At 52.2% G+C, this 15,263-nt stretch carries 15 protein-coding genes; 11 read left to right on the top strand and 4 right to left on the bottom strand.

Features of this window, described 5'->3' with window-relative positions:
* Position 1: 1 nt before the first annotated feature.
* Genes OCH80_RS02760 through OCH80_RS02750 form a run of 3 tightly spaced genes read right to left on the bottom strand, consistent with a single transcriptional unit; the run spans position 2 to position 4,855 of the window.
* Positions 2-877, bottom strand: coding sequence for an alpha/beta hydrolase (locus OCH80_RS02760; RefSeq protein WP_404537713.1), 876 nt, complete (start codon positions 875-877; stop codon positions 2-4).
* Complete coding sequence (locus OCH80_RS02755; RefSeq protein WP_404537711.1) at positions 870-2,096, bottom strand: MFS transporter; 1,227 nt, start codon at positions 2,094-2,096, stop codon at positions 870-872. Before OCH80_RS02755 ends, OCH80_RS02760 begins: the two co-directional genes overlap by 8 nt.
* Positions 2,093-4,855 carry a family 78 glycoside hydrolase catalytic domain gene (locus OCH80_RS02750; RefSeq protein ID WP_404537709.1) on the bottom strand — a complete coding sequence of 921 codons (2,763 nt, stop codon included), beginning with the start codon at positions 4,853-4,855 and terminating at the stop codon, positions 2,093-2,095. The genes OCH80_RS02755 and OCH80_RS02750 overlap by 4 nt, the downstream gene beginning before the upstream one ends.
* A gap of 141 nt (positions 4,856-4,996) precedes the next feature.
* Here OCH80_RS02750 and OCH80_RS02745 point away from each other — a divergent pair, with 141 nt between their 5' ends.
* The 6 genes from OCH80_RS02745 (at position 4,997) to OCH80_RS02720 (ending at position 9,557) form a co-directional block, all read left to right on the top strand.
* A complete protein-coding gene (locus OCH80_RS02745; RefSeq protein WP_404537707.1) occupies positions 4,997-6,112 on the top strand; it encodes a helix-turn-helix transcriptional regulator in 1,116 nt (371 codons plus the stop codon).
* Positions 6,113-6,510: 398 nt separating this feature from the next.
* Positions 6,511-7,446: an aldo/keto reductase gene (locus OCH80_RS02740; protein ID WP_404537706.1), complete on the top strand. Its 936-nt coding sequence runs from the start codon at positions 6,511-6,513 to the stop codon at positions 7,444-7,446.
* 3 nt (positions 7,447-7,449) lie between these two features.
* Positions 7,450-7,857: a MerR family transcriptional regulator gene (locus OCH80_RS02735; protein WP_404537704.1), complete on the top strand. Its 408-nt coding sequence runs from the start codon at positions 7,450-7,452 to the stop codon at positions 7,855-7,857.
* A gap of 10 nt (positions 7,858-7,867) precedes the next feature.
* The gene (locus tag OCH80_RS02730; RefSeq protein ID WP_270447357.1) at positions 7,868-8,239 is read left to right on the top strand and encodes a DUF2255 family protein; all 372 of its coding nucleotides are present in this window, start codon (positions 7,868-7,870) and stop codon (positions 8,237-8,239) included.
* A gap of 21 nt (positions 8,240-8,260) precedes the next feature.
* Positions 8,261-9,163, top strand: a complete 903-nt coding sequence (locus OCH80_RS02725; RefSeq protein ID WP_404537702.1) for an amidohydrolase family protein — start codon at positions 8,261-8,263, stop codon at positions 9,161-9,163.
* Between the two features lie 67 nt (positions 9,164-9,230).
* Entirely contained in the window at positions 9,231-9,557 is a 327-nt protein-coding gene (locus OCH80_RS02720; RefSeq protein ID WP_404537700.1) for a putative quinol monooxygenase, read from the top strand.
* 46 nt (positions 9,558-9,603) lie between these two features.
* On the opposite strand, the gene OCH80_RS02715 is transcribed toward OCH80_RS02720, so the two are convergent.
* A complete protein-coding gene (locus OCH80_RS02715) occupies positions 9,604-10,191 on the bottom strand; it encodes a branched-chain amino acid transport system II carrier protein (RefSeq protein WP_404537698.1) in 588 nt (195 codons plus the stop codon).
* Positions 10,192-10,605: 414 nt separating this feature from the next.
* Between OCH80_RS02715 and OCH80_RS02710 the strand changes: the two genes are divergently transcribed.
* From OCH80_RS02710 to OCH80_RS02690, 5 genes are all read left to right on the top strand, one after another.
* Positions 10,606-11,217 (top strand): sugar O-acetyltransferase, encoded by a 612-nt coding sequence (locus OCH80_RS02710; protein WP_404537696.1) that lies wholly within the window; start codon positions 10,606-10,608, stop codon positions 11,215-11,217.
* 432 nt (positions 11,218-11,649) lie between these two features.
* The gene (locus OCH80_RS02705; protein WP_404537694.1) at positions 11,650-12,471 is read left to right on the top strand and encodes a GGDEF domain-containing protein; all 822 of its coding nucleotides are present in this window, start codon (positions 11,650-11,652) and stop codon (positions 12,469-12,471) included.
* A gap of 122 nt (positions 12,472-12,593) precedes the next feature.
* The gene (locus tag OCH80_RS02700) at positions 12,594-13,664 is read left to right on the top strand and encodes a GGDEF domain-containing protein (RefSeq protein WP_404537692.1); all 1,071 of its coding nucleotides are present in this window, start codon (positions 12,594-12,596) and stop codon (positions 13,662-13,664) included.
* Between the two features lie 89 nt (positions 13,665-13,753).
* The gene (locus tag OCH80_RS02695; protein WP_404537690.1) at positions 13,754-14,236 is read left to right on the top strand and encodes a GNAT family N-acetyltransferase; all 483 of its coding nucleotides are present in this window, start codon (positions 13,754-13,756) and stop codon (positions 14,234-14,236) included.
* Between the two features lie 23 nt (positions 14,237-14,259).
* Positions 14,260-14,898: a tetratricopeptide repeat protein gene (locus OCH80_RS02690; protein WP_404537688.1), complete on the top strand. Its 639-nt coding sequence runs from the start codon at positions 14,260-14,262 to the stop codon at positions 14,896-14,898.
* Positions 14,899-15,263: the final 365 nt, after the last annotated feature.

Raw genomic sequence — 15,263 nt, 5'->3', positions numbered from 1 at the left:
GCTAGTCCTTTCTTAAAAAATCAGCGATCTGTTTTACCGCCTGGTCGCTTTCCGGCATGTCAAAGAGGACAAAGACGTGGAAAAGTCCCGGCCAGACCTTCAAGGCCGTGTCAACCCCGGCCTTGGTGGCCAGGTAGTTCAGAATCAAGGAGTGGTCCAGCTTGACCTCTTCGCTGCCGCAGTTGATCATCATTGGCGGGAAGCCCTGGAAGTCCCCGTAGATCGGTGAAATCAAGGGATCTTTCTTGGCCGGTTCAGTGAAATACGGCACCGGGTCGCCGGCCCCAACCAGCATCGGGTCCCGGTCATCGTTTAAGTATTCTGAGGTCAAAATGCTGAGCTGAGAAATAACCGGGGAAAAGAGGGCCAGCCTGTCTGGCAGCTTTTCGCCTTTTTCTTTTAAAGACAGGGTCAAAGTCAAGGCAAGGGTAGCTCCGGCTGATTCACCGAAGACCAGGATATGGCTGTAGCGCTCTCTTAAGTAGGCGTAGGCGGCTTCAACGTCGTTTTGCGCGGCGGGATGCCGGCCTTCCGGGTATTGGGTATAGTCAACCGCGAAGACGTCGCAGGAGATCAGTTGGCCCAGTTTTACCGCAAGGCCCCGGCGGGACTTGACTGTCCCGGTCGCGTAGGCGCCCCCGTGCAAAAAGAGGAGGACCGTGTCTTTAAGTTTCTTTTGCTCAAGCCGGTAAAATTCTCCTTTAACCGGACTGGCCACTTCTTCTAAAGTCACCCCAGCCGGGAAGCTGAAGGGGTTGCCCTCATCAGCTGACTTGCGGGCCCCTTGGACCATTTCCGGCGTAAAGGGTTCTCTTTGGGCCGGCTTGAGATATTTTCTTGAAAATTCGATTGCTTTTTCTGCTGCTTGACTAAGCATTTTGTCCCTCCAGATTGTTAGTGTTGTCTGCTTTCTTTGCTTTTGTCCCTTGGCTGAATTTGCCGTAATTGATCCCGATCAAGATGGCTACGACCAAGAGGATGGCGAAGACGAAGGCCCCAAAGACGAAGGTGGTTGCCGGAGACTTGCTGCCAAAAATTTTGCTTACTGCCTGGGCGATGTATGGTGAAACCAGAGTCCCGATGTTAGCGGCTGACATAGCCACGGAAGTTGAGAATGGCACCCGGGAAGGGCTGGTGAAGTCACCCACGTAAGAACCCATGGAAACCATGGACATGGAAACGGCGATGCCGACCAAAACGACAGCCAGGCCGCTGAGGACCAAGGAGCTAGACAAAGGCAGGATAACAAAGGCCAGGGTCCCGCAGGCCAGGGCGATCGCCATGGAGAAGTGCTTGATATTGCCCTTCAAGGCCATGAAGATGAAGCCGCCGGCTGCCATGGCAAAGGACATGATCCCCAGCAAGGTGCTGGCGTCTTGGACAGAGCCGTAGCCCTTAGCAACAACCAGGCTGGCAAAACGGATGGTGATGAAGGCGAAAGTCGCGTTGAAGCAGAACATGAAGATAGCTAAAAGCCAGACCGGGCCGTCAACGTGCTTGTCAGTCTTGACTTGGCTTTGGGAATTTTGACTGGCCGCGAACTTTTGGTCAATGCTGCTAGGAATGAAGAAGAGGACGAGCAGGAAGACAAAGAGGGCGAAGGCGTTAACCCAGTAAGAAGCCTGCCAGCCGTAACGCATCAAGGAGCCGGCAAAGTAGGTCATGAGGAACATCCCCAGCCCTTGAACGACGCTGGAAAGACCCATCATCTGCCCTTGTTCCTGGCCCTGGTAAAGGGCGATGATCAAGGCCAAAGCGTAGGAGGCCAGCATCCCGGTCCCGACCCCGATCCCGATTCTAGAGATGAAGATCAAGGCGAAGTTGGTGGTCAAGGCTGGCGTAACCCCGGAGATCAAGATAATCAAAAGGCCCAGCAGGATGTCTTTCTTGACCCCGATCCGGTCAACGATGAAGTTGCTCAATGGCGTAAAAATGATGATCCCCAAGGCCGGCACCGTCATCAAGAGCTCGATCATGGTCGGGCTGACATTGCTGAAGGACTTGGTCATCAAAGGAACAGTGGCGGCCGTGGCGCCGGAAGCGACCACGAAGACATTCAAGAGAAGAATGGCTAATTTTGAGAAAAAGCGTTTCATTTTGCTACCTCACTTGCTTTTTGCAGAGAATAATTTTGGAATAATTGGTTGATTTGCTTGATTTCGTCTTTATTTAAAGGCTGGAAGCCGATGCCCCGCATCTCCTGGCTGAGCTGGTATAAAGAGAAGTCCTGGAAGTGGTCCAGGTTGCCTGGCGCGGTCAAGAAGCCCCAGAAAGGCACCCGCTCTTGCAGCTGGGCAGCCAGGCTTGCGATTTGGCAGTAGTCCTTCAGCGGGGTGTGGACGTCGAAGCTTTTGACTAAGGGCTGGTTAGGCTTGATGGTAAATTCGTAGCTGCCAGGACCAAAAATTTTTTGTATTTCTGGCCGGTCCAGTTTGACCTTTCCGCCAAAAGGCACGGTCAAGGTCAGCTTGACTTCGCTGGGACTGATAATTTCCCAGCCCGCCGAAAGGCTCCCGGCTGGCAAGGCGATCTGTCCGGCAAATTCTGTAAATTCCGGACTGATCCGCGGCTGCCAAGTAACTAGGTTGCCGTCTTGCTTTAAGCCCAGCAGGTCTTCATAAGCCCACTGCATAACGGCCCCGCTTGAGTAGTGGTTGAGGGAGTTCATCCCGTTTTGGGCGATCTGGCCCTCAGCATCCACGGAATCCCATCTTTCCCAGATGGTCGTGGCCCCGTGCTCAACTTCGTAGAGCCAGCTTGGGAAGTCATTGTTTAAAAAGAGTCTGACCGCTAAAGCGTGTTCCCCGTTTCTGGACAGGGCCGGCAATAAAAGCGGCGTGCCGACAAAGCCGGTGCTTAAGTGGTTGTGGTTTTTTTCAATAATGTCGACTAAGCGGCGGACTAAGCGGCCTTTTTCCTGGTCAGGGTAGAGGCCGAAGCTGAGGCAGATGGCTAAGCCAGTCTGCGTGTCAGCTAAAGGCCGGCCGGACTTGGTGAAGAATTCTTCCAGGAAGGCCTGTTTGATCAATTTGGCCAGCTGCCGGTAGTACTGCTGCTCATGCTTCATGTTCAGCACCTGGGCGCTTTGGGCCACCAGGCTGGCTGAATGGTAGTAAAAGGCGCTGGCGATCAAGTCGTCATCGGTCTTGCCCTTTAAGTGCATGATATCTTCAGTATCCAGGGCCAGCCAGTCACCCAGCTGGTCATCGCCCAGCCAGAGGTATTCGCTTCCGGCTTCCATCGCCCGGTCGTGGACCCAGTCGACCCAGGACATCATGGCCCCGATGTTTTGCTTTAAAATTGCCGGGTCTTGGCTGCGGCTGTAGGCCTGCCAAGGGATGATGACGCTGGCGTCGCTCCAGACGGCCTTGCCCCCGTCTTCTTCACCGACGCTTGGCACGTAGAGGGGGAGCTTGCCAGCCATGCGGCTTTGCTCAACAGCCATGTCGTAGCTGAATTTTTTGAAAAATTCGTAGCAGTCCATGTTGTAGGCAGCCGTCTTGGCAAAAACAGCCGCGTCCCCAGTCCAGCCCAGGCGCTCATCGCGCTGCGGGCAGTCGGTCGGGACATCGATGAAGTTGGACTTCTGTCCCCATTTTACGTTTTCAAAGAGGCGGTTGACGTCTGCCCGGCTGCTCTTCAACCAGCCATTTTCCGCCATGTCTGAGTAAAGGGCCACGGCTTTAAAGTCCTTTGCCTCGACCTGGCCAAAGCCGGTCAGCTTGGCATAGCGGAAGCCAAAGTAGCTGAAGTGGGGACGAACCCAGCCGGTCTCTCCGTCGCTGACGTAAGTAAAGCTGGCCCGGGCTGAGCGGAGGTTGTCCCGGTAGAATTCCCCGTTTTGCAGGATTTCGCCAAACTGCATTTCAACCTTTTCTCCTCTTGGCAGGTGGTTCTTGAATTCAACCCAGCCGGCCAGGTTCTGGCCAAAGTCCAGGACGCAGTCCCCGCTTGGGGTGTTGATTAATTTGGCGGAGAAAACTTCGTGCTTGGTAATTGGCAGGCTGAGCCGGTCAACGATGTAGCGGCTGACCGGCTTGACCAAGGCTGCTTGTCCCAGCTTTTGCTTAGGCAGGGTCGGGTCAAAGTCCTCCCCGTAGTAGATGCCGGAGTGCGGTACCGGGGACTGAAGCAAGTCCCAGCTTTCGTCGGTCGTGATGACTTCTTCCTGGCCGTTTTCGTCCAGCATTCTTAAGTCACAGACCGCCATTAACTGGTCGCCGTAGTTGTTGGCGATCCCGCCGTGCTGCTTAAGGCCGAGCTTGCCCCGGTACCAGCCGTCGGCTACCATGATTTCCAGGTCATGGCTGCCGTCTTTTGTTAAAAGTGAGCTGGCATCGTAAACGGCTCTTTGCAAGTAGTAGTTGTAGTCGGTAAAGCCAGGGGCCAGGAATTCGTCGCCTAATTTTTGCCCGTCCAGCCAGACCTCGTAAAGGCCCAAGGCGGTTATGTAGAGACGGGCTTGTTGCACGTTTTGGCTGGTAAAGTGGCGGTGGAAGATCACCCCGTGCCGGTCCTTTTGCGGATCGCCGATCCACTTGCCCAGTAAGTCTTCGTCCATGTAGCCAGTTTCAAAAAAGCTGGAGGCGGAAGCTTCGTCTTCGCCGCTCTTGGCGAAAATTTCAACTTCGTAGCGGCTGCGGGACTGTAAGTCTACGTCAGCCTGGAAAATGAGGCTGCTGCCTTCTTCAATCCCCGTGTCGTAGATGCTTTCGCCGGCGGCTTTGATGACCAGGCGGCGGCTGACAGTGTTAACGGCGGCTCCGGTCAATTCGGCGGAGATCCAGAGGGGGCTGGCCAGCTGGAAGCCCACTGGCTCAGTCATATGGTTGATTTGGATCTTGCTTATCTTCAATTTGTTCACCTCGGAATATAGTCGCGGATTTGTAACCGCTTCATTTCTTGACGTTTACTATTATGCGATGATTTTTGCTTGGCTTTTTATAATTCATGCTATAATTTTAGACAAAACGTTAAAAAGAGAGCGGTTACAGAGATGGCAGAGACAAGCAAGCTGTTAAGCGAGTTCCAGCAGGCCACGGATTTGGACCTGTGCCTGTATTCAGTTAAAGAAGAAAAGATTATTGAGAGCTACACCCGGCCCCTGGCCGTATTGCCGAAAAAGCACCTGCTCAAGGACTTGGCTAAAGAAGACGGGCGGGTCCAGCTGAAGCAGGAGAAGTACCTCAGCCTGCTGGCGGCATTTCCCTTTAAAGATAATTTGGTCGTGGCCTGGAGCACCAGTTATTCTTTAAAGGGAAAGGGGAATTATGACCGGCAGGTTCCCCTCTTGAGCGTGGAGCGCTTCCGCCATTTGGTCTTTTGCCTTTACTGGCTGCTGTATCAAAAAGAGCCGGTCTTTAAGGAAAATATCGGGCAGATTTCGACCGGGGATAATTTGGGCCTGGCAATGTCTGACAAGCAGCCAAGCTTGGCAGGGTATCTGGCTGAAGAAAAAATCATGACGGATGTCCGGCAGGGGGACCTGGACAAATACAACCAGGACTTCCGGGACTTTGTCCAGGTGGGGAATTTTGGCGGCTTCAACCCGACATCTCTGAGAAGCAAGAAAAATATGGCGATTGCCGCCACGACTCTTTATACCCGGGCGGCGATTGATGGGGGCTTAAGCATCCCGGAAGCCTACCAGGTCAGCGATGAGATCATCAAGGGGATAGAGAGCGACGTGCAGATCTCGAACCTGTATGAGTATACCCGGGCGATCGGGGAAATTTTCATCAACCGCCTCTGCCAGCAGAAGCGGCAGGCGGTCAGTCCCCTGGTTTACCGGGCCCAGCAGTATGTCAATGAGCACTTGAATCCGCCGCCAGATTTGGCGGAAATTGCCGGCCAATTGCACGTCAGCCAGTCTTATCTGCAGCACGTCTTTAAAGAAGAAACCGGGCAGGGGGTTAAAAATTACATCGACCAGCAGCGGCTTTTGAAGGCCAAGCAGCTGCTCCGCTTTAGCAGCGATTCAGTGACGGATTTGGCCCAGCAGCTGGGTTATTCCAGCCCCAGTCAGTTCTCCCAGTTTTTCAAGCGGCTGACGGGCCAGTCCCCCCAGCAGTTCCGCAAGCAGGCTGATCAAAAAGAAAATACTGGTCGGTAATAAATATGTGATATGACCCCCGAAATTAGGACACTAATTTCGGGGGTCATATCAATGAGCTGCCTTCACCCAATTCAATCAGATCTAATTTTCTCAACAGGACTTTAACAGCCAACATACTTAGACGAGATTCACAATTGAATGGTGAAGCTGCCCGTTTTGCTTACGACATCGAGTGTCCAAGAACTCCACGGCATTGGCTTCATTTCCACTTTACATAGTAAAAGAAAAAGTGTTGAACGATTACTCCGTCGAGTAATCATCCAACACTAGATTAGTATGTTTTACTATTTTAAAAAGGATGCTAAATTCCCCTTGACCTGGAGTTGACTCCAAGTAGTATCCTGTTTTTAGAAATTGCAAACAATGGCTAGAGAAACACATGGAAGGTAATAAATATGACTGAAAAAGCAAAAATTGTATTGGGTACTTGGGCCTGGGGCGATAATGGCAGCTACTTCGGCAACCACTATGATGAGGACCACTTCAAGCCGGTCTATGAGGAAGCCCTTAAAGACGGCTTGAACATCTGGGACACGGCCTACGCATATGGCGCCGGGGCTTCAGAAAGCATCCTGGGCAATCTAGCGGCCGCTACCCCGCGGCAAAATATCGTGATCTCCACGAAGTTCACCCCGCAAATGGAAGACGGCACGGCTAAAGCGGTGGAAAACATGCTTAATGGCAGCTTGAAGCGGCTGAAGACCGACTACGTTGACTACTACTGGATCCACAATGACGCGGACGTGGAAAAGTGGACGCCGCGAATCATTCCTTTGCTTAAATTAGGCAAGATCAAGCACGTTGGCGTATCCAACCACACCTTGAGTGAAATCAAGCGGGTGCAGGAAATCCTGGCGGCGGCCGGTTTTAAGCTGGACGCCGTGCAAAACCACTTAAGCCTGCTGGACCGAACTTCTGAACAAGCCGGCATTCTGGATTACTGCCAGGAGAACGGAATTGAATTTTGGGCTTACATGATTCTGGAACAAGGGACCTTGACGGGCAAGTATGACGTCGATCATCCTTTCCCGGCCGGCAGTGCCCGGGCAGCGGTTTACAACTCCAAGCTGCCGGAACTGACTGACTTGATCGCGGCTTTGAAGGAAGTTGGCGCGGCTCACGACTTGACCATCGCGCAAACCGCGATGAGCTGGGCGGTAACTAAGGGCGTCCTGCCAATCATCGGGGTGACGAGCGCCAAGCACGTTGCCGCCGCCGCTCAGGTGGGGGCAAGTCATTTGACTGCTGCCGAAATGGACCGGCTGGAAAAGGCCGCTGACAAGGCTGGCGTTGATACGATTGGCAGCTGGGAACAGGACATGCGGGAGTAAAATATGCCGGATTTATCAATTACCGAAATCAGTAAAAAATACGACATTACGCCGGACACCCTCCGCTACTATGAGCGGATCGGCTTGATTCCAGAAGTTCTCCGAAAGGAAAACGGGAACCGCTACTACAATGAGGGGATGCAGGGCTGGATTGAAATGATCGTCTGCCTGCGCCACTCTGGGGTAACGGTTGAAGCTCTAATCGACTATGCCAAAATGCTGCAAGAGGGCGATTCAACTTTAGAGGCGCGCGAGGACCTGCTGAAAGAGCAGCTGGAAATGCTGGAAGAAAAGAAGCGGAACTTGAACAGGTCCATCAAGCGTTTGAAGCATAAAATTTCCTTGTACGAGACTGGTGAAATCAAAAAGGGCAAGTCATATTTTGAAGAATACAAAATCATGGATGATTAGGAGGCAAAAAATGACTGAATGGACTAGCGAAGAATTAAAGGACTTTGCGGATGTTGAAGCGCTGCAAAACCGACCGTACGAAGACGACGGCAAGACTTTCGAACAGGACATTCCGACCTGGACGGTGCCTGCCGGCGGTAAGCTTTACGTCAGAGGCGCTAAGGGCGGCGACACCAAGTGGGTGGCTTTCGGCACTAAAAACGGCGGGCAAGTTGCCGTCAATGGCAAAAAATACGAAGTTGATTACGAATTAGTTACTGGTCCTGCCGAAATCGAGGCAGTCACCGCTGCTTTTAAGAACAAGTATCCGGCGGGCCCAATTTTGACCATGATGACCGGCAAAGTTGCTGAAAGCGCGACGGTCAAGCTGGTCAAGAGATAAAAAATAACTGAGGTGCTCAAATTGAAAATCGATGCGTTTGCCCACATTTTGCCGGAGAAATTTTACCAGCAGATGCTGGCTATTGACCCGAAAATCCCGAACAAGTATCCCTTCATTAAGATCAAGACCCTGGCCGACTTGGACAGCCGACTGAAATTATGGCCAGACAAGATGGTCAAACAGGTCATTTCCCTGGTCAACATCAGCCCGGAAGACTACGCTGGTCCGGAAGAATCAGCTGCCTTATGCCAAAAGGCCAACGAAGAACTGGCCGCGATCGTTAGCTGCCACCGGGATTATTTTGCCGGCGGGGTGGCTATCCTGCCGATGAACAATATTCCTGAAGCAGTGAGAGTGATTGAACAGGTGGCCCAAGATCCGGTTTTGGTCGGGGCGCAGATTTACACCCGCCATCTGGGCAAAAGCATTGCCGACCCGGAATTTATGCCGGTCCTGGCCAAAGCGGCGGAACTTGGCGTTCCCCTGTGGCTGCACCCGGTTTTTGACCCAAGAAAGCCAGACAACGAGTTAGTCTTCTCCTGGGAGTACGAATTGTCGCAGGCCATGCTGGGCTTGGTGCAAGCGGATCTTTTTGAAAAGTATCCGCAAAGCAAGATCATCGTGCACCATGCCGGAGCGATGGTGCCGTTTTTTGCCGGCCGGATTGACCACATCCTTGACCCGGTCCACGCGGCGGATTTTAAGAAGTTCTACGTTGACACCGCGATTCTCGGAAACCCGGCAGCCTTGAACCTAACGATTGATTACTATGGAATTGACCATGTGCTCTTTGGCACTGATGCCCCATTCGCGGTTCAGCCTAGCGGCGCTAATGAGCTTATCGTTTCTGCTATTGACAGCCTGGACTTGACTAAAGAAGAGCTTGCCAAAATCTACCATGGCAACTATGAAAAAATGTTCTAGGCAAGGAACGGCTGCTTCTTACATGTTAAAATAGCTTTGTAAACGCTTTTAAAATTAGGAGGACAATATGAGTTTAACAGTTAATCTTTACTACCACGGGCAAAACGGCAGTGCCCGCAAGTTCGCGGAAGAAATGGAAGCAAGCGGGGTGGCCCAGGCCATCCGGGAAGAAGCCGGCAACCTCCGTTATGAATACTTCCAGCCACTCGCTGACCCGGAAACTATCCTCTTGATCGACAGCTGGGAAAACCAGGAGGCACTGGACGCCCACCATGCTTCGCCGATGATGGGCCAGCTGGCTGAGCTGCGCGAGAAGTACGACCTCCACATGAGCGTTGAGCGCTATGTTTCAGCAGAAGAAGTGGCTGGCGACGAGAAATTCATTAGAAAATAGAAAAAACAGAGTTTCCTCTTTAGCTTAGGAAACTCTGTTTTTTGCGTTAGGCGCGTTTTTTGCTGATTGAAGCCTTGATAGCTAAAATGACAAAGGTGACAGCGACTGGAACCAGCCAGCCCAGGCCATCCTGGTAAAGGGGCAGGACGCGGCCGTAAAGGCTGGTAACCGTCTTAACCTGCATCCCTGCCGGCAAAGCCTTGAAGAAGTCGCCCAGGGCGCAGAGGAAGGTAACCGCCGTCATGATCTGGTAGTCGACCTGCTTAAAGTCAAAGAGCTTGCTGGTCAGTGCCAGCAGGATCAAGGAGATCGCCAGCGGATAGAGCAGCATCAAGACTGGCAGGGAGAAGGAAATGATCGTGGTTAGACCCACGTTGGCAATCCCAAAGGCCAGGAGGCTGAAGATGATGGCCCACTTGTTGTAAGACAAAGTCTTCGGGAACATTTCCACGAAGGTCTCGCTGCAGGCCGTGATAAGGTCAATGGCCGTCTTAAGGCAGGCCACGAAGATCATCAAGGCAAAAATTACTGCCCCCAGACCTGGGAAGTAGTGGCGGGCAATCTCAGACGGGGCTTCCCCGCCGTTAGCAGCTAAGCCCAAGGCAGTCCGGCCTGCTGGACTTGTAATAGGCAAGCAAAATCTCCCTCTAGATTACTAGGGGGAGATTTTTTAGGGAGAAATTAGTGCAGATCAGTCAAGGAAGCGATCAGGCCGAAGCTAATGCCAGGGACGTTGGCGATAAAAGCTGGCCAATCCTTGCTATAGCCGATTTTCTGGCGACTATGTCAAAAATCCGTGCGCTTTGTTTCCGAAAAGTCCCTAACTAAGTCAAAATCTGCGAAATCCGTTCCTGAGAGATAAGGCTTAAATAGCATTCTCAGCAGCAAGAGCCGTATCATTGGATTTGTTGGGCAAGTCAACTATCTGCTAGAATATGAATTATCTTGGACATGCAGCGTTAATCTTGCGCTGCTGGCCGGATTTGTGGTTAAGCATAGAAGTAAAGCGCGGCGGCCAATTGCCGCATCACGCTAAAGGAGAGAAAAAATGACTGAAAAGGAAAAGATGCTGGCGGGAAAAATCTACGATTCAACCGATTCAGAACTGGTTGGTCTTAGAGCCAAGGCCCACCGTCTTAGCAAGGAGTTTAACGACCTGCTTGAAAATGACGGGCGGCGGACAGAAATTCTCAAGGAGCTCGGAATTGCCGGGGATGCCTTCTACCTGCAAGGACCAGTTCAATTCGACTATGGCTGCTTTACCTCGATCGGGAAAAATTCATACGCCAACTTCAACTTGACCTGCGTTGACTGCTGCCCAGTGACGATTGGCGACAACGTCTTTATTGGCCCCAATGTCTCCCTGCTGACGCCGATGCATCCCCTCCGCTGGCAGGACAGAAACCAGTACCTGAAAGCTGACGGCACGGCGACCGATAAGGAATACGCCAAGCCGATAACGATCGGCGACAACTGCTGGCTTGCCGGCAACGTCACCGTTTGCGGGGGCGTGACGATTGGCGAGGGTTGCGTAATCGGGGCTGGCAGCGTGGTTACGAGAGACATCCCCGCAAACACGCTGGCTGTTGGCATCCCATGCCGCCCAATTCGCGAAATAACGGCAGAGGATGCCCTGGAAAATCATCCAGAGCTCTTCTAAAACAGCAAAATAATCAATCCAGATGCGCGGCGCAAGCTGCGCTTTTTTTGCCAACTAATATAGCAAGCTTGCTATTGACCTACGCCTGATTCTGTTAAAGTTAAGGCAAGATGATTGATGTTGTGCAATAAGGAGCGTACAATAGCGTTCAGACTGTTTTTTGGAATGCTATGCATGTCGAGGAATGATTGTGCATATATAAGTGTATAAGGAAAATGTTATGAACAACAAGCAAAGAAGGCAGAAACCGGCTTCTATTCCATCAAGAGACTGCGCCAGCACCTGTTCCGCTCAAACTGCTTTACGGTTTGGCCGGATAAGATTGCGGCCATCAACCGGACCAGCATCGGCTTTTTTACCTGGCTGGGACCCCTGTCGATCATAGTTTGTGCCTGTCATGATCCACGAATCGCTGGCAGATTTCTGCTGTTTGTGCTCTATGCGGTTATTTACGCCATCTACGGCTTGCAAATCCAAAAGCATATGAATGAGCGAACGACCTTGTTTGCCTACTTGATTCAGCTGCCGGCTGTCTTGGCTGGTCTGTTTATGAGTACTTTTTTGAATATGGCTGGCAATGGCTTCTCGATTTTGATCATGCTGGCGGTCTTTCTCTTCTTTATCTTTGACAAGCCGTGGCGCTTGACTGGCTACTCGCTGGCAATCGCGGCCACGTTCTTGGGACTGGCCTTCTTCCTCAAGCCCTTTCCGCTTTTTCTGCATGAGTGCCTGCATACAGCAATTTCCCTCTTGATCGGCTGGGCCGGGCAGATGTTTATCCTGAACTCCCGCATCAACAGCGTTGAGCAGGGAGAATATGACCCGCTGACCCACCTGTACAACCGGCGGGGGGCTGAGAACCGGATCCGGGCCCTGGTCAACGGCCACCACCCTGGCACCATGCTGATGATCGACGTCGATCACTTTAAGCAGGTCAACGATGCCTATGGCCACAAATTCGGCGACCAGACCCTGGTGTCGATCGGTCAGGCCCTGCATGTCTTTTTCACTGACCACAATGTCGTGATGCGCTATGGCGGAGATGAATTTATCGTCTTTATCGACGGGGTGACCAGCAGGATGGAAGTTGAAGCCAAGCTGACTGACCTGAAGCAGAAAATCCACCAGCTGCGGGTATTGCCTGATGAACAAGAGCTCTCGGTTTCAGTTGGCGCAGCGATCTACGATGGCCTGGCCGACCGGCAGCTCTACAAGGCCAAGTGCAATGGTCGTGACGGCTTTGCAATTGAATGATCGATGATCCTTATTAAAAAAGTAAAAAAGTTGTAAGAATTTTGACGATCTAAAGTTTCTTTATTCTGATAAATGATAAAATATAATTTAAAGTACTCGAAGCTTAAGGAAAGAAAGGCATAATGAAAATCAAGGAACCCAAGGATAAGTACACGCTTATTGGCGCGGTCTGGCGCTATTACCGGCACTTGTTCAACAACAACTGCTTTACGGTCTGGCCGGACAGGATTGCCGAAATCAACAAGGAAAGCATTACTTTCTTCAGCTTGTTTGGGCCACTGACGGTCTTTTTGTGTGCCATGCACAGCGCGGATACTTTCTTGCTCAAGCTCACGTCCGTGCTTTACACTGCCTTCTATCTGGCTTACTGCCAGCAGATCCGGTCGTATATGGAGCGCGGCACGACCCTGTTTGCTTATTTGGTTCAGCTGCCGGCAATTGTAGCAGGCATCGCTTTGGCTACAGTGGTGACGCCGGATTTGATCGGCTATTCCATCATGCTGATGCTGGCAGTCTTTCCTTTTTTCATTTATGACCGGCCTTGGCGCCTGTCCCTTTATTCAGTCCTGATCGCCCTGGCCTTTACGGTCGTTTCCTTCATCTGCCAGCCGCGGCAGATAGCCCTGCATGAAGTTAAGCACACGCTTTTGGCCCTCTTGATTGGCTGGACCGGGCAGATGTTTATCCTGAACTCCCGCATCAGCAGCGTGGAGCAGGGGGAATATGACCCGTTGACGGGAATCTACAACCGGCGGGGGGCTGAAAGCCAGATTGAAAGCCTGCTGCTTGCCAAGACCCCAGGCGTCTTGCTGATGATCGACGTCGACTACTTCAAGAGCGTCAATGACAGCTTTGGCCACGAGATCGGCGACCGGACTTTGGTCGAGGTGGCCCGGACCTTGCAGCGCTTTTTTGCCTCAAATGACATTGTGATGCGCTTTGGCGGGGATGAGTTCATCGTCTTTATTAAAGGGGAAAAAGACCGCCGGCGCCTGGCCGCGCGGCTGACCGATCTTTGCGACCAGATCGACGCGCTGGATGATTTCCCCGATGGCAACAGCGTCTCAATTTCCATTGGGGCGGCCATGTATGCCGGCAAGGGAGTCGTGGACTACGAGTATCTCAGGAGGCAAGCCGATGGCCTGCTCTATCAGGTCAAGCAAAGCGGCCGCGATGGCTTTAAGATCGGGTAGACCGCAAAAGATAAGAATTTTAAGCAGAACCGCCAGTGACTGGCGGTTATTTTTGTTATGATAAGGTCAAAAAAGCAGGAGGCAGCATTATGGAAATCAGACACGCGACGGCAGCAGACTTGGAGGCCTTGGCGGAAGTGGAAGGCGAGTGCTTCCCTAAAGCGGAGGCGGCAACGGCTGAAGAGTTTGCTGGCCGGGTAAAGTACTATGGCAACCACTTCTGGCTCATGTTTGACGGTGACCGGCTGGTGTCCTTCGTGGACGGTTTTGTGACCGATGCGGCCGACTTGACTGACGAGATGTACGCAAAAGCCGAGCTGCACCAGGAAGATGGGGCCTGGCAGATGATTTTTGGCGTCAACACCCTGCCCGCCTACCGCAAGCATGGCTATGCCGGAGAACTGCTCAAGGCCGCGATCGCCGATGCCAAGGAGCAGGGGCGCAAGGGCTTGGTCTTGACCTGCAAGGACCGCCTGCTTCACTACTATGCCAAGTTCGGCTTCAAGAACGAAGGGGTCAGCGGGTCAACCCACGGTGGAGTGACCTGGTACCAGATGCGGCTGACTTTTTAACAGGTCGTAAAGGAGGAAGAAAGATGTATGGCAATTTCAAATTGACTGCAGCTGACCGCGAGGCCCTTGATGCCGGCGACGGAGGGTTCCTGAATGACCACGGGGCAGATTGCTACAAGAAGGGCGACTATGCCCGGGCGGTTGAATACTACCGCTTGGCCGCGGCCTTAGGCGAGGCGACAGCCATTTCCAACTTAGGCTATTGTTTCTTATATGGCCGCTCAATCGCCCGCAACAGGGACCTGGCCATTGCTTATTTCAAGATTGCCGCCCGCAAAGGAAATGTGAACGCCATGTACAAACTGGGGGACATTTATTCCAGCAGCAAGTGGGGCGTTGAAGACCGGCAGCGGTCCATTGAATACTATGAGCAGGCTGTCGAGCAGCTTTTAGGGCCAGCCTGGGCCTTCGCGGCTGACCTGCACCTGGCAGTCAAGCGCTTATTGCCACACCCAAGCCTTTGCTATGCACTCGGGCGGGAGTATCTGACGCGCGATCTGGATTTGGCCTGCCAGTTCTTGCTGCTGGCCCATGCCGGCTACCAGATCTTCATCGAGGGCGGCGAGGACTACTACTGCAAGGCGGATCGCGAGGTCGAGGACTTGCTGGGGCAGTCTTGCTTTGCTGACCGGCGGAAGAAATGGGCCCAGGTTTTGTTCTGAGCCAAAAGAAAACGGGATTCCCCGCCAAGCGCGAGGAGTCCCGTTTCTGTATTATGTGGATGTAAATTATTAAATGTGATGTAAGTTATGGGAATAAAGTTGAGCCTTGCACCTGCTAAATAGCAATTATGCAATAAGTCTAGACCAGCCAGCGACGCTCAAACGCGGCCGGTCCGTTAGCTCTCCTTCTCATACCAGTACAAACTGGCATGATATAATCATCTCGATAATTGGCCCGGTCGTCAAGCACCAGGAACTTATTTTTTGCTAATTTAGTGATAACTAGTTTGATATATTATTCTGCCAATCAGACCAATTTTGTAAAAGAACAGCAATAGCTGCCTGAAAACAGCAACATTACAAAA

Source organism: Lactobacillus sp. 23-2, assembly GCF_044902225.1.
GTDB lineage: Bacteria > Bacillota > Bacilli > Lactobacillales > Lactobacillaceae > Lactobacillus > Lactobacillus absianus.
This window is presented reverse-complemented; position numbering and strand designations above follow the sequence as displayed.